We start from the raw sequence: 23,450 nt of genomic DNA on the forward strand, positions 1-23,450 counted from the left end.
CCATAAATTGCATGGTGAGATAATAAAGATGTCCCCGGGAGACAATCCACTAATCAGGAGGCATAACATGAAATTATTGTCCGCTAAGCAAGTACAAATGACGCTGCCAAGCTCGAACAGCAAGACGTATCTGGAACTGATGGATGGCCGTTCTGAGGAACTGCAATTCACACAGGTAAATCCGACGAAGTTTACCGTTAACGATTCGGAATTCAGCTTGAAGTCGGGTGTAACCGTTGACCTCGAAATCGAGAACGTAGAGCTTGTTGCCACGTCAGAAGTGCTGTGGCCAGGACAGCAAGTCCGTGTTCGCGGCGGTGTAAACGGTCAAGGCCAGCCTATTAAAGCGTCTGCTGCTGTACCGGTTGGCAAGAAAATGGCGGATGGCGTTCAAGCAGAGTCCTTCCTCTACTGGGTTATCGAGACGCCTGAGGGCACCTTCCACAATAACCAGCCGATCCACATGAAGGGCCGGATTACTGGACTTCCTCCACGCAATGCCACTTTCCACTCCGAAGGTACAATTGCCATCTATGACGAGAAGGAAGACCAGGTTGGCACGCTGTACGGCTGCCTGCAGTCCAACTAATCCCTACTTGCCATCCCCGCTTTAAGTAACCCCGCAAGATCCAAAGAGACCATCCCCTGGTCTCTTTGGTTTATTCCCAGCCAATCTGAGGTGTGAGCATGTATGATGTAGCAATTGTGGGCGCGCGCTGCGGAGGTGCGGCTTTGGCTGCCTTCCTGGGCAGGCTGAACCACCGAGTGCTGCTAATTGACCGCTTTACTCGTCCTGGAGCAACTCTATCTACCCATATCATTGGGGAGACAGATGTTTACGAACGGCTCGGGATCAGGGATAAGATGGAGAGTGCGGGTGCGCCAGCTATCACACGTATGCGGGTTGACCTTAACGGTACTGTATTTGAGTCGGACTTGACAGTGACTTCCAGGGTTATCGGCCTAAGAAGGGAGCTGCTCGATCCAATGCTCCTTCAAGCGGCTGCCGGTCCCCAGGTAACCGTCCAGTTAGAGAGAACTGCCCGCCGGGTGATATACGAGAATGGACGGGCCGCAGGCCTTGTGATCAGTGACCGCAGGGGCCGAGAGGAGACGGTTAAGGCCAGGGTAGTTGTTGGGGCGGACGGCCGGGAATCGACCATTGCAGGCCTGGTTAATGCCGGTGTTGAGATGAGTGGAGATTACTCGCACGGCGTGCTGTATGTCTATGCTGAGAACATTGACCCGCAGGCAGTACCGGCGCTGGAGTGGTACTGGCATGACGGTTCGGTAGTTCTTGTTAATCCGATTGACAGCTCCCGCCATTGTATTGCAGCCATGCTGCCAAAAGCGAAGATTCAGGCGTGGGGCTCCAAGCTGCTGCCGAATCTGATGGGGTGGCTGATGCAGATTCGTATGCTGGCCCCACGCCTTTCACATATACGGGTTGTTGGCCCCGTTAGGGGAACGCCTCATATCCAAGGCTACCTAAGAGAGTGTTTTGGCCCAGGCTGGGCCCTGGTCGGCGATGCCTGTGCCAACCTGCACCCGGTAGCAGGTGTGGGAATTGATAATGCGGTGTGCGGTGCGGAATATCTGGCTGAATCGCTGAACCGGTATTTAACTGGCAGCGCCTCCTGGGAGGATGCTATGCAAGGGTATGCCGCTCAAGTGAGAGAGAGAGTGCTTCCTCAATATGAAGCGGCATGGAAGACACTCGCCCGGGCATTCGTACCTGTCCCTGCCGAGGACGAGCATTATTTGAAGACGATCTGCACATTTCCGAGCCTTGTCCATGGACTTGGAGCCTATGCTCAACAAATCTATTCAGCTTTAATGGAAGGAGTGGCCGAGCAAGATGATTGAATGTCCCAAAGACCGCTCAGTGAATATGACATATATTGAAGCCCCGCTTGAAATGGTATGGCAGGCAGTTGCAACTCCCCACGGGAGTGACTGTTACTTAACCAATCGTGTGGAAACGACAGGAGACGCAGACCACGCGAAAGCAGGCGACCGGCTGACCTTGTACTACGGGGATATAACGAACAGAGCTTATGTCATGGAAGTTGAACCGCTTAAGCGATTTGTGCTGGCAGATGCCTACGAATCAATGGCTCCGGACGGAACAGTGGATCCATTCCGTGTGCGGACGACGTATACCTTTGAAGCCGAAGGGTCTTTCACGAAGCTGGTTCTTGAGGTGATGGGATTCGCTGACAATACGCATGGCCAATGGTTCAGAGAATGCCTGGAGATGGGCTGGCGCAGGTCGCTGGCCAACTTGAAGAGTGTGCTGGAACTCGGGATGGACCTTCGTACGGAGCTGTTCAGCTATCCTCGTCTGGGCATAACCAACTGCACGGTTAATGCCGAACAGGGCATCCGTACAGGTGTTAGGGAAGGACAGGGCAATTATCTGCTTGATGTCTTCCCGGGGGGGCCGGCCCAAGAGGCGGGCTTGCAAGCGGGGGATGTCATTGTGGCTATAGATGGCGTACAGGTGCCTGATTACCGCACCTACGTTAAGACAATTTCACGTTATTATGGACTGAACAAGCTGATTGAAATCACGTATATACGGGCCGGCAAGGAGTGCCGCGCGCATGTGAATGCGTCCATTGAGGACCAGTTCACCGGGCTGATTGAGGGCGGTGCAGATATGCAGGAGCTTGAGAAGGCCAGAAGGCAGCAGATTGCTAACGAAAGGTCGGCCTCTGGCTTGATCTGGAGCACGAATAAGGAGGGGGCAACCACCTATGACAGAGACAGGTAAGCACTTGATCGTACGCCAAGAAGATATGAAGTGGGAATACGGTATGTACCCCGATACCGAGATGACTTACTTGTGGGAGGAGGAGGGAACGGGCCGAGTCGTCTTCCTGGTTAAGGTGGCGCCGGGCTGCTCCATTCCTTTCCACAACCATCCCCGCCGTGAGGTGGCTTTCCTGGTGGAAGGGGAGTGCAGGCTGAATGATGATGTCATGAGAGCAGGTGATTTCCTGACTGCGGTGGCTGACGAGGCGCATGATGTCTATACGGAGACGGGCTGCACCTTCTTTATCTTCATTGACTACAACCTGAATAAGCACCAATTGGTACCCATTGCAGCTGGCAATCCGGCGGAGCCGGCTTAACGGAAACCTGTAATGAACCAAGACTGGATAAGGGCAAGCGGGATAATACCTGCTTGTCTTTGTTTTTTGGCTGTTCTGCATGCAGTCCGGCTGTTTTAGCCGAATTCATGAAAGTTAAGCAGAGAAATAAACGACAGGTTCAAGCAAAATAAGAAGTGTCCAGGAGCAATAAAATATGAATGACAACAGTATGGGAGGCAGGAACAAGCATGATAAGACCAGTAGGAGACCGGGTCATCATCGAACCGATTGAGCAGGAGGAGCAAACACCCGGAGGGATTGTGCTCCCGGGAACGGCCAAGGAGAAGCCGCAGGAAGGGAAGGTTATTGCTGCAGGCCCCGGCCTGTTCAGAGATGGCCAGCGAATGGAACCGGAAGTGAAGGCGGGCGACATCATCTTGTTCAGCGGGCACGCGGGCACAGAGATTAAACATGAGGGCAGAGCACTGCTTGTGCTGCAGGAGAGCGATGTTCTGGCTGTCATTTCTTAAGTGCATAGTGATTTCTTAATCATGGGGGAGGAAATATAATGGCAAAGACATTGGTGTTTGGGGAAGAAGCGCGGAGAGCTCTGCTGAGCGGTGTAGATGCTTTGGCTAATACGGTAAAGGTTACCCTTGGTCCCAAGGGTAGGAATGTGGTACTGGAGAAGAAGTTTGGGGGTCCGCTTATTACCAACGATGGTGTGACGATCGCCAAGGAGATTGAGCTGGAGGATCCGAATGAAAATATGGGCGCCCAGCTCCTGAAGGAGGTTGCGACCAAGACCAATGATATTGCGGGCGACGGAACGACCACAGCAACTGTACTGGCACAGGCTATGGTCCGCGAAGGTTTGAAGAACGTCGCTGCTGGCGCCAATCCCATGGTTATCCGCAGGGGGATGGAGAAGGCAGTCAAGGCAGCGGTTCATGAGCTGGTACGGATTTCGAAGCCGATAGAGGGCAAGCAGTCCATTGCTCAGGTGGCAGCTATCTCTGCTGCGGATGAAAGTGTAGGCGAGCTGATTGCAGAAGCGATGGAGAAGGTAGGGAAGGACGGGGTTATCACGGTAGAGGAGTCCAAGGGATTTCTTACCGAGATGGAGCTCACGGAGGGAATGCAGTTCGACCGCGGATACAGCTCCCCGTATCTGGTAACCGATCAGGAGAAGATGGAGGCGCTGCTGGATGATCCCTTCATCTTGATTACGGATAAGAAAATCAGCGCAATTCAGGATTTAATACCGGTATTGGAGCAGGTCATGCAGCATGGCAAGCCGCTGCTGGTCATTGCTGAGGATGTTGAGGGGGAGGCCTTGGCGGCGCTTGTCATCAATAAGCTGCGGGGTACCTTCAATTGTGTGGCGGTAAAAGCGCCAGGCTTCGGCGACCGGCGCAAGGACATCCTGCAGGACATTGCTGTTCTGACAGGCGGCCAGCTGATCAGTGAAGAGATCGGTCTTGAACTGAAGTCGGTCCGTCTTGACCAGCTTGGCCGCGCCCGTTCGGTACGGGTCACGAAGGAGAATACAGTCATTGTGGACGGCGGCGGGAGCCGGGGAGATATTGCTGAGAGAGCACAGCAGATCCGAACGCAGGCTGCAGAGGCAGCCTCGGATTTTGACAAGGAGAAGCTGTTGGAGCGTGTAGCGAAGCTGTCGGGAGGTGTAGCTGTCATCAAGGTGGGCGCTGCAACCGAGACGGAGATGAAGGAGCGTAAAATGCGTATCGAGGATGCTCTCCACTCGACCCGGGCGGCTGTTGAGGAAGGCATCGTGGCAGGAGGAGGGACGGCTCTGGTTAATGTGTCCGGTGCCGTAGCAGCCGCAGCGGCTCTTGAGGTGCCAGGCGATGAGCGAACAGGCGTAAACATCGTTCTGCGGGCTCTTGAAGAACCGGTTCGTATTATCGCGTCCAATGCAGGGAAGGAAGGCTCGGTCATTGCGGAACGGTTGAAGGGGGAAGCGGCCGGGATGGGCTATAACGCCGCTGCTGACGAATGGGTAGATATGCTGGAAGCGGGTATTGTCGATCCGGCGAAGGTTACCCGTTCCGCCCTCCAGCACGCAGCCTCAGTCGCTGCCATGATACTCACGACGGAATCGCTTGTAGCGGACAAGCCCGAGAAGGAAGCGACACAGGCCCCTGGCATGAGTGCCGGCATGGGCGGCATGGGCGGCATGGGCGGCATGATGTAATAAAAAGCGAACCCCCTAGGCTAGGGGGTTTTCGTTGCATCAGGGTCATGGTTAGTCCAAGACTCTAACTCTGCTTTGAAATCCGCGATATGGGAGTCATAGGCTTTGATACCCGGAAAGGTAACGTCTTCCGATACGGCTTTATATAGAGCTGACAGTTGTGCAGATGCCTGGTACAAACTGTATGCGGCATCCTTGAACTGGCTCGGTGCATATTCGCTTCTTAGCTTAAAGGCATCTATGACAATTATTTTAACCTCCGGAAGCTTTTCGGTCGCATCTTGAACTGTTAGAAACTCTGCTTCCTCCCCGATGGAAGCCCTTAGGCCCTCCATGCTCGCATAGATTTCATTTGCCTTTATTACAAAGCTTTCAGTGTGGCGATACTCCTGCGGTTGTGCAGCTGAGTCTTCATTAGCCGGTTGTTCTATGATTGAGGGATCGAACTGTTTGACTGCCTGGTCTCCATTTTTTAGCGCTTGTTTTCCGAGATCCACTGAAACATCAACGAGTTTTGAGCAGGCAGTCATGAACAGAAGAAGGCAAACAATAACTATTATTTTTTTCATGATTACGACTCCATTACTTTAATTTATGTACCACCGCATACAGCAATAGTAAGGGACATTGGTATAAATGGGAAGAACTATTGTGCATTTCTAGAAAATAGTGCCGGCAGATATGCAAAACCTTCAATCTGAGCCGAGTAAATGGACCTCCCCCAGTGGTAACATGAAGCGGAAAGAAGACAGCGGGGGGATGAGTGTTATGGTACAGGAGATGGAGGCAGCGCGCCTACACGTCATTATTCCGGTATACAACCAATCGTTTGCGCTCGCGCAGACGCTGTACGGGTTTACCAGACAGACCAAGCCTTATAACGAGTGCCGGATTACCGTGGTGGATGACGGGTCAGATGAACCGGTAGATGCCATTGTGGAGGCTTATTCCAATGAACTCAATATTCACTGCATCCGTCTTCCGAGGTCCGGGAGGGCAGCGGCACGCAATGCCGGTGTACAGGCTTCGAATGCCGACGCGGTCGTCTTCTGCGATGCAGACCGGATACCGCAGCCGGGATTCCTGCGTGCGCATGCACATGCCCAGCAGCAGGCAGGCGGGAGTGTGACGGTGGGGCATGTCCGGGAAATGTATGTGTCAAATCCTGAAGCCAACCGGGGCCTTATATTGAAGCGTTACGAGGATGACAGAATGCTGAGGACGCCCCAGTACTGCAGTCTCGTGTATGGGCTGTTCGGCGGGGATGGAAGCACCAACTCCCCTATTGCCTGGATTGCAACCTTGAGCGGGAACCTTTCTGTGCCGCTCAGTTGGGTCCTTGAGGCCGGAGGATTCGACGAAGACTTCAAGGAATGGGGATTTGAGCATATGGAGCTCGGATACCGACTGCATCGGCTGTACGGAACGTTTCGCTACGAGGCGCGAGCGGTCAACGTTCACATTGCCCATCCACGCGCGGGGCATTCCTATGCGTCACTGCTAACGAATAGTCATGCCGTGTTTGCAGCCAAGCATCGTGGCGACGAAGCGGTAAGCCGGTATTTGGATTTCATGCTCGGCAGGATAAGCCTCCGAAAGTATGAATCCATAGCAGGAGGGAACCGCGCGAATGGCGGGTCCCGGACCGGTCATGCGCATGACGGGTATGTGAGAATAACTAACGGCCTGTGATTACACACAAAAAAGGCGAAGCGGTGCTTCGCCTTCCCCGGTAAGCCTTCACGTCTGATGTTCAGGTCTCGGCAGTGAGGATATCAAGCATGATTCGCTTAATATCGGTATGATGCACATAAATCGTCTCGGCATGCACGTGTCCATCCTCGCGATTCTCCGTTAGCTGGAGCAGCTGGATATGATGATTCTCATCCATCCGGTAGGCTTTGGTCCAACAGAAGCACCCTGCATCATGCTGATAGAGAAGGGTGTATTCCCTGCTGCTATACGTAAGCGTGTTATTCCGCATACCGTTTCTCAGCTCCGGCGTGTTTAGCCAGACAGAGCGCGCTGCACAGCCATTCCCCGTAGTAATTCCAGTTGGGTTCCCCGCGGTAAATAGCGTTTCGGCAGCGGTCATACGCACAATCACAGAGCGGCTGCGGTTCCAAGGCCTGGGAGTCAGGCAGTCCAAATTCAAACCGATCAAAGGCTGGCATCAAGTATTCCTCCTTCAACATTTGTGTTGAATTCAGCATACGTCATGTCCCAGCCTGCTCACTCCTCTTTCGTTGCGCTGTGGTCTGGTTTCATTGCTCCGTTGTCTGCCGAGCGCATAATGCCGGTTACCTTGCCCAGTATATTGACCTTGCGCGAGAAGATCGGAGAATACCGGTTATTGGCCGGCTGCAGTCGGATATGCTCCTTCTCCAGATAGAAGGTCTTCAGGGTGGCCTCTTCGCTATCGACCAGAGCAACGACAATCTCGCCATTGTCGGCTGTATGCTGCTGCCTGACGACAACCAGGTCCCCGCTCAAGATGCCCTTATCAATCATACTATCCCCCTGTACGCGCAGCACAAAATGGTTCCCAGACCCGACCAGATGATTGGGCACGCTGATGTACTCCTCTATATTCTCCATAGCCAGAATAGGCGTACCGGCCGTAATCTTGCCGACCAGCGGCAGCTTGGTGAAGTACTCAGCAGCCAGAGATTTCTCCTGGACCAGACCTTCATTACTGGGCCCGTTACCTGCATAAATTGGCTTCATCTCCGATTGCTTCTGTTTGCTGGCCAGGTGTTCGGCTAAGGATTGGAGTAGGCGGAGATCCTCAACGGTCAACTGTGGGGCAAGCTGTTCAATTTGCTGAATGTAGGGGTTAAGGGCGGGTGGGCCTGAATGACGGGGCTCGCTGTTATTCATAAGCCAGTCAAGTGATACCTGAAAATGATTGGCGATGGCGATTAATGCTTTGGCTGTTGGTGTTGACTTCTTCTTGTCGCTTTCCCAGTCGCTGATATTGCCTGGCGACACGCCGATCAACTCGGCCATTCGAGCCATTGTCAACTGATGACTAAGCCGCAATTCTCGAATTTTACGGTTTATATTGTGCATCAATGTTCCTCCGGGAGGTTCTTGTAATCAAACATATGTTCTACCATTATGACAAACTATTGAACGGCTGCATAGAGTATTTTTCCCCTCTTTTTAGAAGAAATTTAACCTTATATGCGGTTGATTATAAACGCATATGCGATTATAATCAACGTAACTTACCTGCTTTCCTGCTACCAAGGGTCAAAAAAAACAAAATGATGAACAATTTTGGCAGATTTATTTGCTGCTGAACTTGTTACTATGGGAGTGGTTAGTCGACAGGTGGAAACGAATAGAACAGTTTGGTGGTGCATCGATGGATGACGTCCTGATTTGTATCTTTCACGATCAGAAAAGGGCTTTGCCCGCCGACCAATCGGATGTCTTGTCACGGCTTTCTAACATTGCCTATCCGGAAGACTATGATACCCTCCTTAGGCTGATCCGGCAAAAGCCTTACCGTCTGGTGGCAGTTATCACGATGGACAGCACGTTCCCGTCAGATTGGAAGCAGGTCGAAACCTTGCTGCCCTGCCCCTTCTTCCTTATGAGCGGCCTGAGCAGCTCGAACTTCCCGGCATTGATTGCGATGATTGAGAGCTTGAAGGACAGCCTGCGGATAACGGAGGTGAATGACGCCTTTTCGGAGTCCCTTGCGTTTATCGAGGAGCATTTGTGCGATCATCAGCTCACACTTGAGATGGTGGCTGCACAGATCTACGTCAGCAAGTATCATTACTCCCGTATTTTTCAGCGGTACATAGGGAGCGGGTTCAAGGAGTACGTCATCAATAAAAGGATGCAGAAAGCAATGAGTCTGCTGAGGAGAGGACATCAAGTTACGGAGGTATGCTTCGCAGTCGGGTACAACGATATTACACACTTTGGGAGGGTATTTAAGAAAACATTTGGCGGCAGTCCGTCGGCATTCCGGTTGAAGCATGAATATCCAAAAATGGACAAGGGAGTGATGGTATGAAACGAAAAACTAAAGTCCTGTGCGCAGCCGCTGCAGTTGCTGCAGCCGGTATCGCCGCGGCACTGTATCAATGGTGGACAGCTCCGTACGATCTGCCGGAAATATCCAGCAACCTGACAGTTGAGCAGTACGGGCTGGACCTCTCAGCCAACCGGCAGGCTCAGCAATCCATTAACGCGCTTCCAGCCGGGAACGAGGTGGAGCAGCTTAAGCAGTACATTAAGCAGGATCCTGGTATGATGGCGTATTCGAATAAACTGCGGATCCTCATGCTGGAGCGGGGGGAGACGGAGCAGTTCCTGGAATATGTTGAAGGCCTGGGGCCGCTTACGGATGCGCTTAAACTGCAGAAGGCACTGGCGTATGTTGACCTGCTTCAGAACCCGGACCTTGGCACAGCCGCCCTTGGACAAATCTCAACAAAATCCATCTCCGTGCTTAATAACCTGCTTGAAGACAGGCCGTATGATATGTTTACCCATTATGCGAGGGGATTAAACAACCTGTACTGGCCATCTGGCCTCCAGCGGACAGATAAAGCGATTCAGGATCTTGGCTACTGTCTGGCTGTGGCCAAACAGCTCGAGGGAACAATGGATCTGCCGTTATGGCCGCTCATCTATACGGCTTACGGAGATGCGCTCGTCAAGGACGGACAGGTGAAGGAGGGTATTCTGGTCTGGAAGGACGGGGAGGCGAAGTATAAGCAGGATAAGGAGCTGCAGCGGCGTGCCGCGTTGAATGAACAGGGCGCGCTGGAGGAAGTCAGGGCGGTAAGAGGTATTGATGAGTTCCGCCGTCCGGACCCGGCCATATCGGATTTAAGTATCGTCTGGACAAGCACACATTAGGAGAGAATCCACATGGGTAACTACGAAACAATTGTTATTACAGGCGTCGGTGCAGTGACCCCTGTGGGAATGACGGCCGAGAGTACCTGGCAGGCACTGCTGCAGGGCGTGTCGGGGGCACGGAGAATCAAGGCATTTGATCCGTCAGAGCACACTTGCCAAATTGGATGCGAAGTGGACGAGATTGAACACTTGACACTGCATCCGGCACCAGGAGGGCGGGCAACACGCCTGCTCCTCCCGGCTGTTGAGGATGCCCTCCACGAGGCACGCCTTAACATGGAAGAATTAGTTAAGGCCGAACGCCGCTCCGGTATTTGCATAGGCACGACTATGGGTGAAATATCTCCTTACGAGGAGGTTATGAATGGCCGCCAGCCGGGAAGTCCCGGGGGGCCAGGCGTCATTGTTGAACACATGAGGGATTACTTTGGCTTCAACGGACGCTGCTGGACCATAACGAATGCCTGTGCTGCTGGCAATCTTGCCATTGCCAGGGCGATGGATGAGCTGATGGCCGGCCGGGCTGATGTCATGGTGGCGGCTGGGGTGGACGCGATGTCCTGGGTGGCATTCACCGGATTTGCCAGCTTGCGGGCAATGACCCCTGATTTGTGCCGGCCTTTTGATGCTGAGCGTAAGGGCTTGATGCTTGGTGAAGGTTCGGGAGCCATTGTTCTGGAGCGCGAATCGGATGCGCGGCAGCGGGGAGCTAAACCCTTGGCCAGATTAATGGGATACGGGCTCAGCAGTGATGCTCACCATATCACGCAGCCTGACCCGGGAGCATGGGGCTCAATCCGGGCTATGAAGCGGGCGATTGAGATGGCTGGTATTAGTAAGGAGTCAATCGGTTATGTGAGTGCACATGGAACGGGCACACCAGCCAATGACCGCATGGAGTCCGTAGCCCTCCGTTCCGTATTCAATGACTCGATCGTGACAAGCTCCATTAAAGGCCATATTGGCCATACACTGGGTGCAGCCAGTGCGATTGAGGCTGTTGTCTGTGTCAAGGCACTGGCCTCAGGCTGGCTGCCGCCAACCATAAACATGCGCAGGCAGGACCCGGATTGTCCGGTTCGGGTCATTGCGAATGAGCCGCTTGCCATGCATACAAACTGCATTATGTCGAACGCTTATGCGTTTGGAGGCGTGAATTCATCCATAATTATCGGCAGGGCAGAGGTAGAAGGCCAGGATGAATGGCAGAATCAGCCTGGAAAGGAGGAAGCCAGTTGAGTGTTATAGCATTAACAGGGGCGGGCGTTATCAGTCCTTCTGGCGTAGGAACGGCGTTCCTGCCGAGGCCTGATGGTCTGGCAGCATGGGGCAGCTCCAAGCTTCCCGATCTGGACCCTGCCGATTACGGCTGGAAGGGGCTTAAACGAATGTCCAGAGCCGTCAAGTATGGGAGCTTGGCTGTAGGGGAGGCATTCCGCTCCGGGGGCGTCGAAACTCCGCTTGAAGGTGAGAGCAGTGAGCGCACCAGTCTGGTGGTATGCTCCAGCCACTCCAATCTTGAACCCATTGTCGCCATGTACCAGGATGCCCGTCAATACGGGGTAGGCCGGGTAAATCCCGGATTATTCCCCGAGACGGTCATGAATGCCTTCGCAGGCCACCTCTCCATTTACTTCCGCATTACAGGCACCAGTGTAACCCTCTCTGACGCCGTTCCTTCCGCTTCATCCGCTTTCCTGTATGCAGCTGACTTATTATCCTCCAATCAAGCAGATAGTGTGATGTGCTGTATGCTCACGCTTCATCCACCCTCCATGATGGCCCACGTAACGTATCACGAAGAAGGCGGGCCGGGTGCGGAATCTATCGTAGCGCTCCTGTTCCGGCGCGTAAACGATGCAGGGCCGTCAGCCGCTGTGCTCCGATGGGAAGCGGCTGAAACCTATACGCGTAATGACTGCGGGCCGGTTGTCAGGCCCTCTGACGGATTTCTGGCAGCCGCTTCCGCCTACCATGGTGTGGTAAGCGGGAAGATACAGGAGCAGCATTGGACAGTAAGTGGACGGACGGATGGCTACTACTCCTACTGTCTGACAGGTCCGCATAACAAGGGGGAGCGGGTTCATGCATAGTCCCTCAGTCGTCATCACTGGTACTGGCTGCCTGTCTTCTGCGGGAATCGGTTCATCCGCAGCCTGGGAATCGGTCAGGGACGCAAGGATCGGGCGATCAGACCGTGTTTACCTGATGGGGGATGGAAGGGAAAGGCGGTATCCGGTCTATGCTGCGCCAGAGCTTGATCTGCGTGACTGGGTGCTGCCAGCCGACTACAGCTGGCTGTCCGGAGAGGGCTTGCATGAGGACCGGGATTTCGTCATGGCTGTGGCGGCTGCTGCAATGGCGATGAATAATGCGGGCTTGTCGGAAGCCGACCGCCAGGATGCGGCACTTGTTCTCGGACACGAGAACCTGGGCGTTAACCGTCTGATTGACCGGATTCTAACCTCCCCATCCTATGCCGGGTCGGGTTCGCCATTCCTCTCGACAGACCCGGAGGGAGCTTTCGCGGAATACCGGGATTCCTTTTACCGGCTGCAGTCCTTCCCTTACTTGTTCTATATGGCCAAGGCACTGCGGATCAGGGGAATGACACTTGTCATGAATAATGCGTGCGCAACCGGATTGTATGCTCTGGAGGCGGGCAGTCAGCTGATTCGTTCCGGGCGGGCTGCCAGAGTAGTTGTAACCTGTTCCGATTATGCGCATCTTACGGAGCATCTGTGGCTGGAGGGCAAGAGCTTCGGCTCCGCCTGCGGCAGCTTGAAGCCCTATGATATCAGCCGCGACGGGTCGGTCCTGGGTGACGGCGCCGCTGCAGTTGTGCTTGAAGCAGGCTCGCAGGCCGGGCTGAATCCTGACCGTATTATGGCGAGCTATGCCTGCGCCGCCTTCAGGCAGGATACCTGGCATCTGACCCTGCCGGATGCTGTCTCCCATACGTATGCGGAGACGATCAGGCTGGCAGCGGAAGATGGCAGCGGCAAGCCGATCGACTTGATTGCTCCGCATGGCACGGGTAATGCGTTGTGGGACAAGTATGAGGCAGCACAGCTGCGCAGAGCGTTCGGGACCGTTCCCCCCGTAACCGCCTTCAAGGGCTGTATTGGCCATACGCTTGGTGCTAATGCCCTGCTTGAGACCATTCTGCTTCTGCACTGCATGAGAGACAGCGTGATACCCGCAGCGGCCGGCTGTGATGAGCCTGATCCGAAGCTTGAACTGCCTGTCGTAACGAAGGCCAGGAGCTGCAGGCTGAACAGAGTGATGAAGGCCGTTCCCGCATACGGCGGCTTTATGGCAGCGGCAGTCTTTGAGCAGGTAGACAGATAAGGGGGAGATGGGTGCTTGGGAATCCAATGGAACTTTGAAGGCAAGCGGGCGATTGTAACAGGCGGCTCGAGAGGAATTGGACGGGAAATGGTTAAGCTGCTGTCTCAGGCAGGCGCAGAAGTTATGTTTACGTACAGGAGCAGCGGGGAAGCCGCCGTCAGCCTGGAGAGGGAATGTGCCCCGCTTGGCCCATTGGTCCGGGCGGTTCCATGCAATCATGCCGTAGAAGACGAGATTCGCCGTTTCAGGGATGTCATTGCGGAGGAGTGGGATGACCGTCTGGATTATGTCGTTAATAATGTAGGAATCACCGCGGATAATCCAATGTTTCGTATGACATCGGCACAGTGGCACAGCGTGCTGAATACGAATCTCACCTCAATCTTTACGATGACGCAAGGATTAATACGCGTACTCTCCGCAGCACAGGGGAGCGTTGTCAATATGACCTCTGTGTCCGGTCTTACAGGTGCAGCCGGACAGGTCAACTATTCGGCAGCCAAGGCGGGGATTATCGGACTCACGAAGGCGATGGCCAAGGAAACGGCGGGGCTTGGCGTGCGGGTAAACGCCATAGCTCCAGGCTATGTGGCCACGGATATGTTTGGCCAGATGCCGGAGGCGAAGCAGAAGCGGGCTCAGCAGGCTGTACCGATGCGAAGGCTTGGACAGCCGGCAGAGGCTGCCGCGGCTGCCGCATTTCTCCTGTCGGATGCAGCCTCTTATATAACCGGGCATGTGCTGGTCGTAGATGGCGGCTTGACACTATCTTGATGAGAGGGGATTGGATATGAAGCAGGATATGAACAAGTTTAGTGCAAGACTGATTGAGCTGGTGAACCAGCTGACGGGTGAAGAATGGGAGCTGTCCTGTCTTGACCGCCCCCTGGAGGAGCTGGGTGTTGATTCGTTAATGGCGCTGGAGCTCGCCGTTCATCTTGAACGGGAATTCGGAATCCGGCTGGAGGAGGAAGAACTCGCCTCCTTAACGAGACTGTCTGATATTGTTGCCAAGGCCGAAGGTAAATACAGCCAATGATGACCAAGCTGGTGACAGGGCTGACATTGGCCGTACTTTTCGCCATAGCTGCCCCGCTTCTGTATCTCCGTTTGTTCCAAGTCAACATTCCCCGTATGACAAGAAGGTTTCACTTTCCGGAGAATCTTCTGTACAGTACACGGTTTCCAATTATCTTACGAGCCTTCCTCAGCGGTAATAACCGGGTGATCCGACCATTTCTGCGGCTGCAGAAGGTTCGGGCATCGCTTGAATCAGAGGACCCGTTTTACAAGGGATTTGCCTATGAAGGAACAGGTATGGGCTTTGGGGCCAAGGCTTCATTGTGGCCGGGCAGAGGCCGCAGATTTGAACGTTATATTCGTGAGCTCGACCCGCTGTACCTGTACCAGTATTATGTCGGGCTTGGCTGGTGGCTGCATATTCGTTACCGTTACCGGTTTGGCGGATATCGCAAATGGATGGAGACGCTGGACCCCCGCTATGCCCATATTGTATTCGATGGGGTGGGTTTTAGAGCTGCGCTGTTTGAATCTCAGGAAGACCCGTCGGTCCATCTGCAGTTTGAGAAATTCCCGCTGGACTGCCGCCGGGTGTGTCTTCAGGGTTACGGAAGAGGACTATGGTTCGTGAGCCAGTTCAACCTGGAAGCTGCGGTAGCAGCAATCGAACAGCTGCCAGCCTCTTACCGTCAGGATACTTACAGCGGGCTTGGCCTGGCGGTTGCTTACAGCCTATTCGACCGCATACCGTTTGGCATTGAATCGCAAGCCCGCGTACCATCCGGATATCGTGCTTCCTACTGCCAAGGGATGGCATTTGGCTGGGAGGCCAGGAAGCTGCAGAGTGAGGGGTTTTGGTACGAACAGCTGGAGAGCTTCACGGATGAATACGCGAAGTGTGCCGAGCGGTATGTAGATTGGGTGCGCGAAGCGGAGGTTCTCATGAAGCATAGAGCAGAGGACTTCGGCTCGTATTATACGAGGTGGATGGATCAGATGAGAATGCTGCTTAAGCAGCGGGGAACGCCGCAGGATGGGAGTGAGAAGGAAGCATGCTGTTAAATAAGAATAAGAGAATCGTCTATACCGCCGTGGCTCTATTGTCTATCCTGGTCACCGGCTGTACAAGCCAGAGCAAGCCGGTATCCCATGGCTTCTCATTCGAGGATGTAACGGAGGAATCGGGAATCACCTTCGCCCATGCCAAGGATACCTTCGATCCGAAGGTAGCGAATATTTTTCAGTGGCTGGCTTCCACCGGAGCAGGTGTGGCAGCGGCTGATTATGACGCAGACGGATGGATGGACCTTTACTTTATTAATAGTAAACGGGGGGAAGCCAACGCTCTCTATCGCAATAAGGGAGACGGCACCTTTGAGGAGGTCGCGGCTGCTGCTGGAGTTGCGGATGTCAACACACACGGGATGTCCGAGTCGGTGGTGTGGTTTGATTACAATAACAGCGGTTATCCGAGCCTGTTCATCGGCAGCTGGGGCAAGAGCAAGCTGTTCAGGAACAACGGAGACGGCACCTTTACGGAAATAACAGACACTGCAGGGGTCGGCTACAACGGTTATGTGAACAAGGTCATTACCCTGGACTATAACCGTGACGGATTCCTGGATCTCTATCTGGGATGCTATTTCAGAGAAACGGATGATCTATGGAACCTGAACTCTACCCGAATTATGCACAGCGACTTCGAACGGGCGCGCAATGGGGGAGCTAATGTACTTTATCGGAATAACGGAGACGGCACGTTTACAGATGTATCGGCTGAGCTTGGGGTGGACGATACGGGCTGGACACTGGCAACCGGCTCTGCTGACCTGAACCGTGATGGCTGGCCGGACCTGTACAATGCCAATGATTTCGGTCCGGATTCCCTGCTGCTGAATCAGGATGGCAAGGGCTTTAAGAAGGTGGTCCAGAAGCGCGGCATTGGCGACGATACCTTCAAGGGAATGAACGTCGACTTCGCAGACCTATTCCATGACGGCAGGCTGGCCTTCTATGTGAGTAATATCAGCAAGGAAACCTATCTGCTCGAAGGCAACCAGCTGTGGCACGAAGGCAAGGATGGGGTGTTCCGCGACCATGCTCCTGACCTCGGACTCAAGCAGTCAGGATTCTCGTGGGGGGCCAGATTTCTGGATGTCAACAACAGCGGCGAGATGAGCCTGATGGTGACCAACGGCTTCATATCCGCCAGCAAGAAGCGGGATTACTGGTATGACATGGGCATCCTGGCGACAACGCCTGGCGACATTGTGGAAGATACGAAGAATTGGCCTGACTTTGAAGATAAGTCCATGTCAGGGCATGAGCAGAAGAAGCTGTTCCTCAACGACGGTCAAACCTTTACAGACGTAGCCCAGGATGTAGGAATCACCTTTACCGAGGATGCACGCGGTGTCTCGGCGGTCGATCTGTGGAACCGCGGCAGTCTCGATCTTGTATTCGCCGTGCAGGACGGTCCTGCGCGTGTATACAAGAATCACAATGAAACCGGCCATCATTGGATCAAGCTGCATCTGATTGGAACACCGCCGAGCAACCGGGATGCAGTCGGTGCGAAGGTGACATTCACCGTGAACGGGGTATCCACTGTCATTGAACGCGATGGAGGGAACAGTCACGGAGGGCAGAGCGATCCGCGCATTCACTTTGGACTGAAGGAGGCAACAGCGGTCGACAGCATCCGGATTGAATGGCCCAGCGGCCGGGTGGAAGAGCTGGGTGACGTTCCGATTGACCGAATCACGACGATTGTTGAAGGAGCTGCTGCTGAATGATCATGCAGCTTAAACGGATAGATCCCCGCTATTATGTTCTCTTATTTCTGACAAGCTTCGTAGCCGCAGGCCAGCTGTTCCTTGGTTTCTTCCAGCAGTGGGACAGTATGTTTACCGCCGTTACGGCGGCAGTAGCGGCCGAGCTGGTGCTAACCCGGATGCTGCGCGGGCGATGGATCGTCCCGCTCAGCGCCCTCATTACCGGACTTGGCGTGAGCCTGCTGCTGAGCTCCCATCTGCTGTGGCCTTATGCGCTGGCATCTGTTCTGTCCATCGGCATTAAGCATACGGTCCGGATCGGCGGCAAGCACTTGTTTAACCCCAACAATGTGGCCATGTGCTTCATGCTCTGGTTCTTACCCCAGTATGCCGTCAGCACGCCCAAGCAGTGGACAAACGGGTACGAAATCATGGCTTTTATCCTGCTTCTCGGAGCTGTTGCAGCATACACGGCCGGGAGACTGGATACGGTGCTTGCCTTTATCTCGGGATTTGCGCTGTTTGCGGCTGTCCGCTCCTTCCTCTTTGGAGACCCCCTGTTTTTTGCTTTCGGGCCTATGCTCGGTGCATCCTTCCAGCTGTTCTGCTTCTTCATGATTACCGACCCGCAGACAACACCGCCAACACGCAGGGCCAGAGTTTTATTCGCTCTTGGAATCGCCGCCGTGGATGCAGCTCTGCGTGTCATGGAGGTTACGAATTCCCCATTTTATTCAGCATTTCTGATAGCCCTGTTCGTCGGACTGCCATACAGACTTTATAACCGCCGCCAAACAAGCAAGCTCGCTATGGAATAGGAGGGATACGATGGGTGGAAGTGTTGTAACCCATACCAGGCTAATGTCTGCGGAAGAACGTGATGCATGGAGAAGAACAGGAATTGGAGGCAGCGATATAGCAGCAGTGTTAGGAATGAATCCATGGAAAACTGCTTTGGAAGTATATCTGGACAAGATCGGCGAAGCCGGGCGGGAAGAACCGACTGAGAGAATGCAGCTGGGCCTTTCTATGAAAGGGGTCATTGCCAGGCAGTTCTCCGAACAGACCGGACTTCGGACGGTTCGCCGCAATATGATCTACGCGCATCCGCAGCACAGGCATCTCATTGCTACAGTCGACCGCTGGGTTGTCGGTGACGGTGCTGGTCTTCTCTGCAAATCTACGGGTGAATACAGCAGCCCCGAGTGGGACGGGGGCAAGGTCCCGCTTGTCCCGCTGCTTCAGTGCCAGCATTATATGGCTGTCATGGGAGCGGATCACTGGTGGGTGGCGGCTCTCGTTGGCGGCAATAAACTGAAGATTGTACGTATTGAACGGGATGAGGCTATGGTTCAGCGGATTATCAGTCAGGGCCTGCAGTTTTGGGAGGGCCATGTCAAAGCCGGGCGTCCGCCGGAGCTTGACGGCAGCGAAGGGGCTGTAAGGCTGCTGCGCAGGCAGTTCCCGCCTGATGATTCCTGTGTGGACAGCTGCAAGCTGCTGCCGCGTGAGGCGGAGGATTGGATCGCAAAGTACAGGAAGGCTGAAGCGGAGGAGAAATCGGCTTTCCGCCGGAAGACAGAAGCGGAGAACCGTCTCAAGCAGATGCTTGGACAGCATGAACGAGGGAAGGCGGGCAGCGTCCTCGTAGAGTGGCGAACCGTCCGTTCCCGGACAGGAAACCGGCAGCATTACCGCAGATTCAGGCTGACGGTGAACATGAACATGAATTTGCAGGAAACGGAGTGAGGATGCACGTGGCAGAACAACCGTATACTTTGCGAAGGCGAATCAGCTGGGCAGCGGCAGCGGTTATTATTGGAATCGTGGCCGCCGGCTTTTGGAATTACCATGTAGTTGACGATTTTGGCAAAAATGTCGTAGCCGCACCGTTAATCGGCGAGGACCCGGCTGCAGCGACCTATGAGGACAAGGGGGCAGGATTTGGCTTTCTGTTTGCGGCAGTCGCAGGGCTTGCGGCTACTTTTACAGCCTGCAACTGCGTTGTCTTCAGCATGCTGCCCGGCTTGACCTGCTCCAAGGCGGCCAGCCGTTTTACTGCAGTGCGGGCGCTGCTTGTCTTTCTGGCAGGCGTTACGGTGGTATGTGCCGCTTACGGCGTTTACATCGGGGCCTTGGGGGATGGGCAGCTCAGCCAGTATAATGAGCGGGAGGTGAGGTTATCTCAGGCCCAAACTACATTTACCATACTGGGATGTATGATGGTGATATGGAGCCTCATCACGTTTGGGTTTATGAATCGTGTTATATCCTGCTTGCCGGCTTCGATCAGGCGTTTCTTTGCTTCACCGATGACACAGGCCGGATTGATGGGCTTGATGTCAGGTTTCTTCGCGATAGGCAGACCGTACCCGGTGTTTCGGGATTTCCTCGCCTACGCCGCTGAGTCGGGAAGTGTCCTCTATGTCATGGCGGCCATGGTGGTTCAGGGCATCGGACAGTCGGTCGGCCTGATCCTCGTATTCGCCATTCTAATCGGCGGCTTCGGCAGGAAGCTGTCGGCGTGGACGGCAGCCCATCCGGAGAAGCTGCGTCTGATCAGCAGCGTGGCGCTAATGATCGGGGGCGCGTACTTCATCTACTATTGGGGCCTGGCATTTGCTTATGATATCGGGCGCTGGGGTTTTAAGCTGAACTGGTATGCGAATTAGACACCTGCCATATGCGTAACATGGGGGCTGTCCCATAAGTCATAACGACTTAGGGACAGCCCCCTTCCGCAGTTTATAGTTGGGATTTAACTGTCGTTTGGACCTGAGGGAGCTTGGAGAGGGTATGGCAGTCATAAGCGGCAGCAGATTTCATGTTCATGCAGTAAGGTTGCATGCGACTGCCTATACCCTGGATTGTCTCTTCCTCCGCGCTGCGACCTCGCTCAGCGGCTCCGCTTCAGGATCGACCATGCCGGTAAACTGATCATCATACGTGGGTTCTATATGTGTGGTGTACCGCTGGCCTTCCCAATAATACACCACTTCTACCGGAACAGGCGGTTTGCCGTACAGCTGTCCGAGCGCCACGACAAAATCCCGGTAGGTCGGGACAGCCCGCCCCCCGAGTTTCACGATTAATGCTCCATCACGGAGCCCGGCTTTCCAGGCAGGACCTCCCGGATAAGCAGTCCCAATATGGTTGCCTCCTTGGCGGTCAGGGTCAAGTCCCTGCCGGCAGAGCTGCTCGGCGGTTGCTGTATAGTTGAGCACGCCAAGACGCGGGTAATTAAAGACTTCGTTGCGAAGGTCGAGCCCCAGCTCTACGACTGTCTTGAGATGAAACAGCGACTGCCTCCAGCCCATCTCCCCGCACTCTCTGATCCACTGCATTGCTTCATCCCGGCCATAGCCATTCACGATTACCTCCAGTTCCGTGAAGCCGCTGCGCTCCTGCACGCGAAACGCAGTTTGCAATCTGTACGGCCACAGGCTGCCATCAGGCATTACAACTTCATACTGTTCGTCAAATGAGATGAGCTTATGTTCGATCCGCTCCACGCAGGAAGCCTTGTTGGTCAGCTCGCCAATGACAAGGACGACCGTGTCACCCGCCATGATCTCATCCCGCGGTGATGACAGAGAGGAGAGATCGGCCAGAAACTGTTTCCAGCCGGACACGGTAGCGACGTACCGCCATACTTCATCTGCTGCTGCCTCGATCCAGACCGTATTGCTCGTTGACGCGCCGTTATTCGTTAACATGCGATAACACCTCCGGCAGCAGTATATAACGCTCTGGGGCTGTTTGCTCGGTGTTAGTTGCAGGCGGCGCCAGAAACCTCTCTCTTCCTCAAGCCTCAGCTGCTGCCTCTTCAAACCCTCATTCCCCGAGTCCTGCTGCCGAACATTCAGTGATCTTTCAGATTTGTTTCAGGGCGGCTTCAGATTCGGCTGGTACAGTAGAGCTAGTCTTAAGCGGGCATGTCAAGCGAGGAGACATTCTTGGCGGGGCGTATGGATAAGGGGGAAGCGACAATGAACAGCAATGGAATCAAGATGAGGCTCGGCTCGGCGCTGCTGGCGGTTATGCTGCTGGCGGCCTGCAGTGATAGCAGCGGTGTACAGAGCACGGTGACTGAAGAGGCATCCGGTACAGCGGCGGCAGAGACGGCACAGACAGCCGTGACAGGTGCAGAAGATGCGGTGGCGACAGCGGCAGCCGATACGTTCCTGGTAACAGCGGATATGGTCTCCTATGAAGAAGAGGATCAGTTCATCGACTGGGAGGGCAGCAGCCCCCGCTATATCCAGCTTCAGGGTGATACAGCAGCTCTGCAGGGGGAAGGCGCAATCATATCGGGAAGCGCAATAACAATTGTGCTCCCGGGCACTTATGTCGTCAGCGGCCAGTTGAATGACGGTCAGATCGTCGTCGACCTGGAATCGGACGGCCTGGTCAGAATCGTGCTGAACGGTGCGGAGATCAACAGCTCAACAAGTGCGCCGGTCTATGTGAAGAAGGCGGAGAAGACGGTGATCTCCCTTCAGCCAGGCACAAGCAATACGCTAACGGACGAAGAGAATTACGTGCTTGATGATGCCGAGGAGGGCGAGCCTAATGCAGCAATTTTCAGCAAGGATGATCTTACGATCAACGGTACGGGTACACTGATAGTAGAAGGGCGATATAATAATGGCATCGTGGGCAAGGATGATCTGAAGATAACCGGCGGCACACTCATTATCCGTGCGGTCGACGATGGAATCATCGGGCGGGATGTTCTGGCGGTAACCGAAGCTGATATTCAGATTGAAGCTGGCGGAGACGGTATGAAGTCCACCAATGATAAGGATGCGGATAAAGGCTTTATACTGCTGGCGGGCGGCACCTACCGGGTAACAGCGGGTGCAGACGGCATTCAGGCCGAGACGTCGATGCTGGTAACCGGCGGAGAGTACAGCTTGACTACCGGCGGCGGAAGTGTGAACAGCAGCAAGCAGGCAGACGCGGGACAGTGGGGCGGCGACCGGGGACAAGCGGGGGCAAGGAACCCTCAGGCCCAGCAGGCGCAGCAGAGCACACAAGTTCAGCAGAGCACAGAGACGCAGACCAGCACCACGGATTCCACGAGCGCAAAGGCCATCAAGGCAGCCTCGGATATTACGATCAGCGGCGGCAGCTTCACGATTGATTCTGCGGATGACGCCGTTCACAGCAACGGTACGGTTCATATCAATGACGGCCTGCTTAATATCACCTCAGGCGACGACGGCATTCATGCGGATTCGCAGGTGAGTATTGCCGGCGGCACAACGACGATTACGAAGAGCTACGAGGGAATAGAAGGCAAGCTGATCAGCATGACAGGCGGAGAGGTGCATGTAACAGCAAGCGATGACGGGGTTAATGCGGCAGGCGGGAATGACGGCTCCTCCCTTAACGGCCGTGCTGGACAGAATAGCTTCAGTGCTGCCGGTGACGCGGCGCTTTACATCAGCGGCGGCAATCTCACCGTGGATGCAGCGGGTGACGGGCTTGATGCGAATGGCTCCATGTATATGTCAGGCGGGACGGTTATCGTTAATGGTCCGACGGGCAGCGGGAACAGTGCGCTCGATTATGACGGCGTATTCGAGGTCAGCGGGGGAACGCTTATCGCAGCAGGCAGCTCGGGCATGACACAGGCTCCTTCCGAAGGATCCAGCCAGTATTCCGTCCTGATGTCGTTCACGCAGATGCAGGCGGCAGGCACGATCGTCCATGTGCAAAATGCCAGCGGCGAGGCGGTCTTCACCTTCGCTCCGGCAAAGGATTATCAGTCCATTGTGATTTCGTCGCCGGAGCTGAGCAAGGATGAGACGTATACACTCTACACCGGGGGATCGGCATCTGGTAATGCAGCGGATGGTTTATACGCGGAAGGGACCTATCAGCAGGGTACCGAGGTTGTCAGCTTTACACTGACGAAGCCTGTCACTTATATGTCGGAGTCAGGAGAGACAGAGGCCCAGGCAGCAGGGCCGGGAGGCGGCGGCTTCGGCGGCGGGCGCGGCGGCGGAGCCGGCATGGGCCGCGACCGGAGCGGAGTTCCCGCGGCGCCTCCAGCTTCCGCAGCAAGTGCGGGTTAAGCACAGCACAGAGTAGGCC

General features: G+C 54.6%; 25 protein-coding genes. 20 read left to right on the forward strand and 5 right to left on the reverse strand.

Features of this window, described 5'->3' with window-relative positions:
• The first annotated feature begins 67 nt into the window (after positions 1–67).
• The 6 genes from DNH61_RS12190 to groL all read left to right on the forward strand — a co-directional run bounded on the left by DNH61_RS12190 (position 68) and on the right by groL (position 5,316).
• Positions 68–589 carry a hypothetical protein gene (locus DNH61_RS12190; protein ID WP_111146934.1) on the forward strand — a complete coding sequence of 174 codons (522 nt, stop codon included), beginning with the start codon at positions 68–70 and terminating at the stop codon, positions 587–589.
• Positions 590–687: 98 nt separating this feature from the next.
• Positions 688–1,866: an FAD-dependent oxidoreductase gene (locus DNH61_RS12195; protein ID WP_111146935.1), complete on the forward strand. Its 1,179-nt coding sequence runs from the start codon at positions 688–690 to the stop codon at positions 1,864–1,866.
• Positions 1,859–2,776: a PDZ domain-containing protein gene (locus DNH61_RS12200; protein WP_111146936.1), complete on the forward strand. Its 918-nt coding sequence runs from the start codon at positions 1,859–1,861 to the stop codon at positions 2,774–2,776. The genes DNH61_RS12195 and DNH61_RS12200 overlap by 8 nt, the downstream gene beginning before the upstream one ends.
• Positions 2,760–3,137, forward strand: coding sequence for a cupin domain-containing protein (locus tag DNH61_RS12205; RefSeq protein WP_111146937.1), 378 nt, complete (start codon positions 2,760–2,762; stop codon positions 3,135–3,137). Before DNH61_RS12200 ends, DNH61_RS12205 begins: the two co-directional genes overlap by 17 nt.
• A 209-nt stretch (positions 3,138–3,346) precedes the next feature.
• Complete coding sequence (locus tag DNH61_RS12210) at positions 3,347–3,628, forward strand: co-chaperone GroES (protein WP_111147347.1); 282 nt, start codon at positions 3,347–3,349, stop codon at positions 3,626–3,628.
• 38 nt (positions 3,629–3,666) lie between these two features.
• Entirely contained in the window at positions 3,667–5,316 is a 1,650-nt protein-coding gene (gene groL / locus DNH61_RS12215; protein WP_111146938.1) for a chaperonin GroEL, read from the forward strand.
• 20 nt (positions 5,317–5,336) lie between these two features.
• On the opposite strand, the gene DNH61_RS12220 is transcribed toward groL, so the two are convergent.
• On the reverse strand, positions 5,337–5,885 hold the full coding sequence (locus DNH61_RS12220; protein WP_111146939.1) for a hypothetical protein: 549 nt from the start codon (positions 5,883–5,885) through the stop codon (positions 5,337–5,339).
• 199 nt (positions 5,886–6,084) lie between these two features.
• On the opposite strand from DNH61_RS12220, the gene DNH61_RS12225 reads away from it, so the two are divergent.
• Positions 6,085–7,008 (forward strand): glycosyltransferase family 2 protein, encoded by a 924-nt coding sequence (locus DNH61_RS12225; RefSeq protein WP_181438683.1) that lies wholly within the window; start codon positions 6,085–6,087, stop codon positions 7,006–7,008.
• Between the two features lie 61 nt (positions 7,009–7,069).
• Here DNH61_RS12225 and DNH61_RS12230 read toward each other — a convergent pair whose 3' ends face one another.
• Genes DNH61_RS12230 through lexA form a run of 3 tightly spaced genes read right to left on the reverse strand, consistent with a single transcriptional unit; the run spans position 7,070 to position 8,388 of the window.
• Complete coding sequence (locus DNH61_RS12230) at positions 7,070–7,300, reverse strand: hypothetical protein (protein WP_111146941.1); 231 nt, start codon at positions 7,298–7,300, stop codon at positions 7,070–7,072.
• Entirely contained in the window at positions 7,290–7,490 is a 201-nt protein-coding gene (locus DNH61_RS12235) for a hypothetical protein (protein WP_111146942.1), read from the reverse strand. The genes DNH61_RS12230 and DNH61_RS12235 overlap by 11 nt, the downstream gene beginning before the upstream one ends.
• 58 nt (positions 7,491–7,548) lie before the next feature.
• A complete protein-coding gene (gene lexA, locus DNH61_RS12240; RefSeq protein WP_111146943.1) occupies positions 7,549–8,388 on the reverse strand; it encodes a transcriptional repressor LexA in 840 nt (279 codons plus the stop codon).
• 298 nt (positions 8,389–8,686) lie between these two features.
• On the opposite strand from lexA, the gene DNH61_RS12245 reads away from it, so the two are divergent.
• Genes DNH61_RS12245 through DNH61_RS12300 form a run of 12 tightly spaced genes read left to right on the forward strand, consistent with a single transcriptional unit; the run spans position 8,687 to position 20,020 of the window.
• The gene (locus DNH61_RS12245; protein ID WP_111146944.1) at positions 8,687–9,349 is read left to right on the forward strand and encodes a helix-turn-helix transcriptional regulator; all 663 of its coding nucleotides are present in this window, start codon (positions 8,687–8,689) and stop codon (positions 9,347–9,349) included.
• Positions 9,346–10,200 carry a hypothetical protein gene (locus tag DNH61_RS12250; protein ID WP_111146945.1) on the forward strand — a complete coding sequence of 285 codons (855 nt, stop codon included), beginning with the start codon at positions 9,346–9,348 and terminating at the stop codon, positions 10,198–10,200. The genes DNH61_RS12245 and DNH61_RS12250 overlap by 4 nt, the downstream gene beginning before the upstream one ends.
• A gap of 12 nt (positions 10,201–10,212) precedes the next feature.
• A complete protein-coding gene (locus DNH61_RS12255) occupies positions 10,213–11,442 on the forward strand; it encodes a beta-ketoacyl-[acyl-carrier-protein] synthase family protein (protein WP_111146946.1) in 1,230 nt (409 codons plus the stop codon).
• Complete coding sequence (locus tag DNH61_RS12260; RefSeq protein ID WP_181438684.1) at positions 11,439–12,296, forward strand: beta-ketoacyl synthase N-terminal-like domain-containing protein; 858 nt, start codon at positions 11,439–11,441, stop codon at positions 12,294–12,296. Before DNH61_RS12255 ends, DNH61_RS12260 begins: the two co-directional genes overlap by 4 nt.
• Positions 12,289–13,554: a beta-ketoacyl synthase N-terminal-like domain-containing protein gene (locus tag DNH61_RS12265; RefSeq protein ID WP_111146948.1), complete on the forward strand. Its 1,266-nt coding sequence runs from the start codon at positions 12,289–12,291 to the stop codon at positions 13,552–13,554. The genes DNH61_RS12260 and DNH61_RS12265 overlap by 8 nt, the downstream gene beginning before the upstream one ends.
• Before the next feature lie 15 nt (positions 13,555–13,569).
• A complete protein-coding gene (gene fabG, locus DNH61_RS12270) occupies positions 13,570–14,328 on the forward strand; it encodes a 3-oxoacyl-ACP reductase FabG (RefSeq protein ID WP_245948155.1) in 759 nt (252 codons plus the stop codon).
• Between the two features lie 16 nt (positions 14,329–14,344).
• Positions 14,345–14,593, forward strand: a complete 249-nt coding sequence (locus DNH61_RS12275; protein ID WP_111146949.1) for an acyl carrier protein — start codon at positions 14,345–14,347, stop codon at positions 14,591–14,593.
• On the forward strand, positions 14,590–15,636 hold the full coding sequence (locus DNH61_RS12280; RefSeq protein ID WP_245948156.1) for a DUF1702 family protein: 1,047 nt from the start codon (positions 14,590–14,592) through the stop codon (positions 15,634–15,636). Before DNH61_RS12275 ends, DNH61_RS12280 begins: the two co-directional genes overlap by 4 nt.
• Positions 15,627–17,369, forward strand: a complete 1,743-nt coding sequence (locus DNH61_RS12285) for a CRTAC1 family protein (protein WP_111146950.1) — start codon at positions 15,627–15,629, stop codon at positions 17,367–17,369. The genes DNH61_RS12280 and DNH61_RS12285 overlap by 10 nt, the downstream gene beginning before the upstream one ends.
• Positions 17,366–18,166 carry an RnfABCDGE type electron transport complex subunit D gene (locus DNH61_RS12290; protein ID WP_181438685.1) on the forward strand — a complete coding sequence of 267 codons (801 nt, stop codon included), beginning with the start codon at positions 17,366–17,368 and terminating at the stop codon, positions 18,164–18,166. The genes DNH61_RS12285 and DNH61_RS12290 overlap by 4 nt, the downstream gene beginning before the upstream one ends.
• Positions 18,167–18,176: 10 nt before the next feature.
• A complete protein-coding gene (locus tag DNH61_RS12295; RefSeq protein ID WP_111146951.1) occupies positions 18,177–19,097 on the forward strand; it encodes a YqaJ viral recombinase family nuclease in 921 nt (306 codons plus the stop codon).
• Positions 19,098–19,105: 8 nt separating this feature from the next.
• Complete coding sequence (locus tag DNH61_RS12300) at positions 19,106–20,020, forward strand: hypothetical protein (protein WP_146241007.1); 915 nt, start codon at positions 19,106–19,108, stop codon at positions 20,018–20,020.
• 183 nt (positions 20,021–20,203) lie between these two features.
• On the opposite strand, the gene DNH61_RS12305 is transcribed toward DNH61_RS12300, so the two are convergent.
• Positions 20,204–21,064 carry a PDZ domain-containing protein gene (locus DNH61_RS12305; RefSeq protein ID WP_111146953.1) on the reverse strand — a complete coding sequence of 287 codons (861 nt, stop codon included), beginning with the start codon at positions 21,062–21,064 and terminating at the stop codon, positions 20,204–20,206.
• Between the two features lie 273 nt (positions 21,065–21,337).
• Between DNH61_RS12305 and DNH61_RS12310 the strand changes: the two genes are divergently transcribed.
• Positions 21,338–23,431: a carbohydrate-binding domain-containing protein gene (locus DNH61_RS12310; RefSeq protein ID WP_111147351.1), complete on the forward strand. Its 2,094-nt coding sequence runs from the start codon at positions 21,338–21,340 to the stop codon at positions 23,429–23,431.
• Positions 23,432–23,450 lie beyond the last annotated feature (19 nt).

It is taken from the genome of Paenibacillus sambharensis (genome assembly GCF_003233845.1).
Lineage (GTDB): Bacteria > Bacillota > Bacilli > Paenibacillales > Paenibacillaceae > Paenibacillus_I > Paenibacillus_I sambharensis.

What these genes read in the sequence shown, in the direction of transcription:
- DNH61_RS12190 (WP_111146934.1), top strand. Translation starts at nt 68, where the DNA reads ATGAAATTATTGTCCGCTAAGCAAGTACAAATGACGCTGCCAAGCTCG.
- DNH61_RS12195 (WP_111146935.1), top strand. Translation starts at nt 688, where the DNA reads ATGTATGATGTAGCAATTGTGGGCGCGCGCTGCGGAGGTGCGGCTTTG.
- DNH61_RS12200 (WP_111146936.1), top strand. Translation starts at nt 1,859, where the DNA reads ATGATTGAATGTCCCAAAGACCGCTCAGTGAATATGACATATATTGAA.
- DNH61_RS12205 (WP_111146937.1), top strand. Translation starts at nt 2,760, where the DNA reads ATGACAGAGACAGGTAAGCACTTGATCGTACGCCAAGAAGATATGAAG.
- DNH61_RS12210 (WP_111147347.1), top strand. Translation starts at nt 3,347, where the DNA reads ATGATAAGACCAGTAGGAGACCGGGTCATCATCGAACCGATTGAGCAG.
- groL (WP_111146938.1), top strand. Translation starts at nt 3,667, where the DNA reads ATGGCAAAGACATTGGTGTTTGGGGAAGAAGCGCGGAGAGCTCTGCTG.
- DNH61_RS12220 (WP_111146939.1), bottom strand. Translation starts at nt 5,885, where the DNA reads ATGAAAAAAATAATAGTTATTGTTTGCCTTCTTCTGTTCATGACTGCC.
- DNH61_RS12225 (WP_181438683.1), top strand. Translation starts at nt 6,085, where the DNA reads ATGGTACAGGAGATGGAGGCAGCGCGCCTACACGTCATTATTCCGGTA.
- DNH61_RS12230 (WP_111146941.1), bottom strand. Translation starts at nt 7,300, where the DNA reads ATGCGGAATAACACGCTTACGTATAGCAGCAGGGAATACACCCTTCTC.
- DNH61_RS12235 (WP_111146942.1), bottom strand. Translation starts at nt 7,490, where the DNA reads ATGCCAGCCTTTGATCGGTTTGAATTTGGACTGCCTGACTCCCAGGCC.
- lexA (WP_111146943.1), bottom strand. Translation starts at nt 8,388, where the DNA reads ATGCACAATATAAACCGTAAAATTCGAGAATTGCGGCTTAGTCATCAG.
- DNH61_RS12245 (WP_111146944.1), top strand. Translation starts at nt 8,687, where the DNA reads ATGGATGACGTCCTGATTTGTATCTTTCACGATCAGAAAAGGGCTTTG.
- DNH61_RS12250 (WP_111146945.1), top strand. Translation starts at nt 9,346, where the DNA reads ATGAAACGAAAAACTAAAGTCCTGTGCGCAGCCGCTGCAGTTGCTGCA.
- DNH61_RS12255 (WP_111146946.1), top strand. Translation starts at nt 10,213, where the DNA reads ATGGGTAACTACGAAACAATTGTTATTACAGGCGTCGGTGCAGTGACC.
- DNH61_RS12265 (WP_111146948.1), top strand. Translation starts at nt 12,289, where the DNA reads ATGCATAGTCCCTCAGTCGTCATCACTGGTACTGGCTGCCTGTCTTCT.
- DNH61_RS12275 (WP_111146949.1), top strand. Translation starts at nt 14,345, where the DNA reads ATGAAGCAGGATATGAACAAGTTTAGTGCAAGACTGATTGAGCTGGTG.
- DNH61_RS12280 (WP_245948156.1), top strand. Translation starts at nt 14,590, where the DNA reads ATGATGACCAAGCTGGTGACAGGGCTGACATTGGCCGTACTTTTCGCC.
- DNH61_RS12285 (WP_111146950.1), top strand. Translation starts at nt 15,627, where the DNA reads ATGCTGTTAAATAAGAATAAGAGAATCGTCTATACCGCCGTGGCTCTA.
- DNH61_RS12290 (WP_181438685.1), top strand. Translation starts at nt 17,366, where the DNA reads ATGATCATGCAGCTTAAACGGATAGATCCCCGCTATTATGTTCTCTTA.
- DNH61_RS12295 (WP_111146951.1), top strand. Translation starts at nt 18,177, where the DNA reads ATGGGTGGAAGTGTTGTAACCCATACCAGGCTAATGTCTGCGGAAGAA.
- DNH61_RS12305 (WP_111146953.1), bottom strand. Translation starts at nt 21,064, where the DNA reads ATGTTAACGAATAACGGCGCGTCAACGAGCAATACGGTCTGGATCGAG.
- DNH61_RS12310 (WP_111147351.1), top strand. Translation starts at nt 21,338, where the DNA reads ATGAACAGCAATGGAATCAAGATGAGGCTCGGCTCGGCGCTGCTGGCG.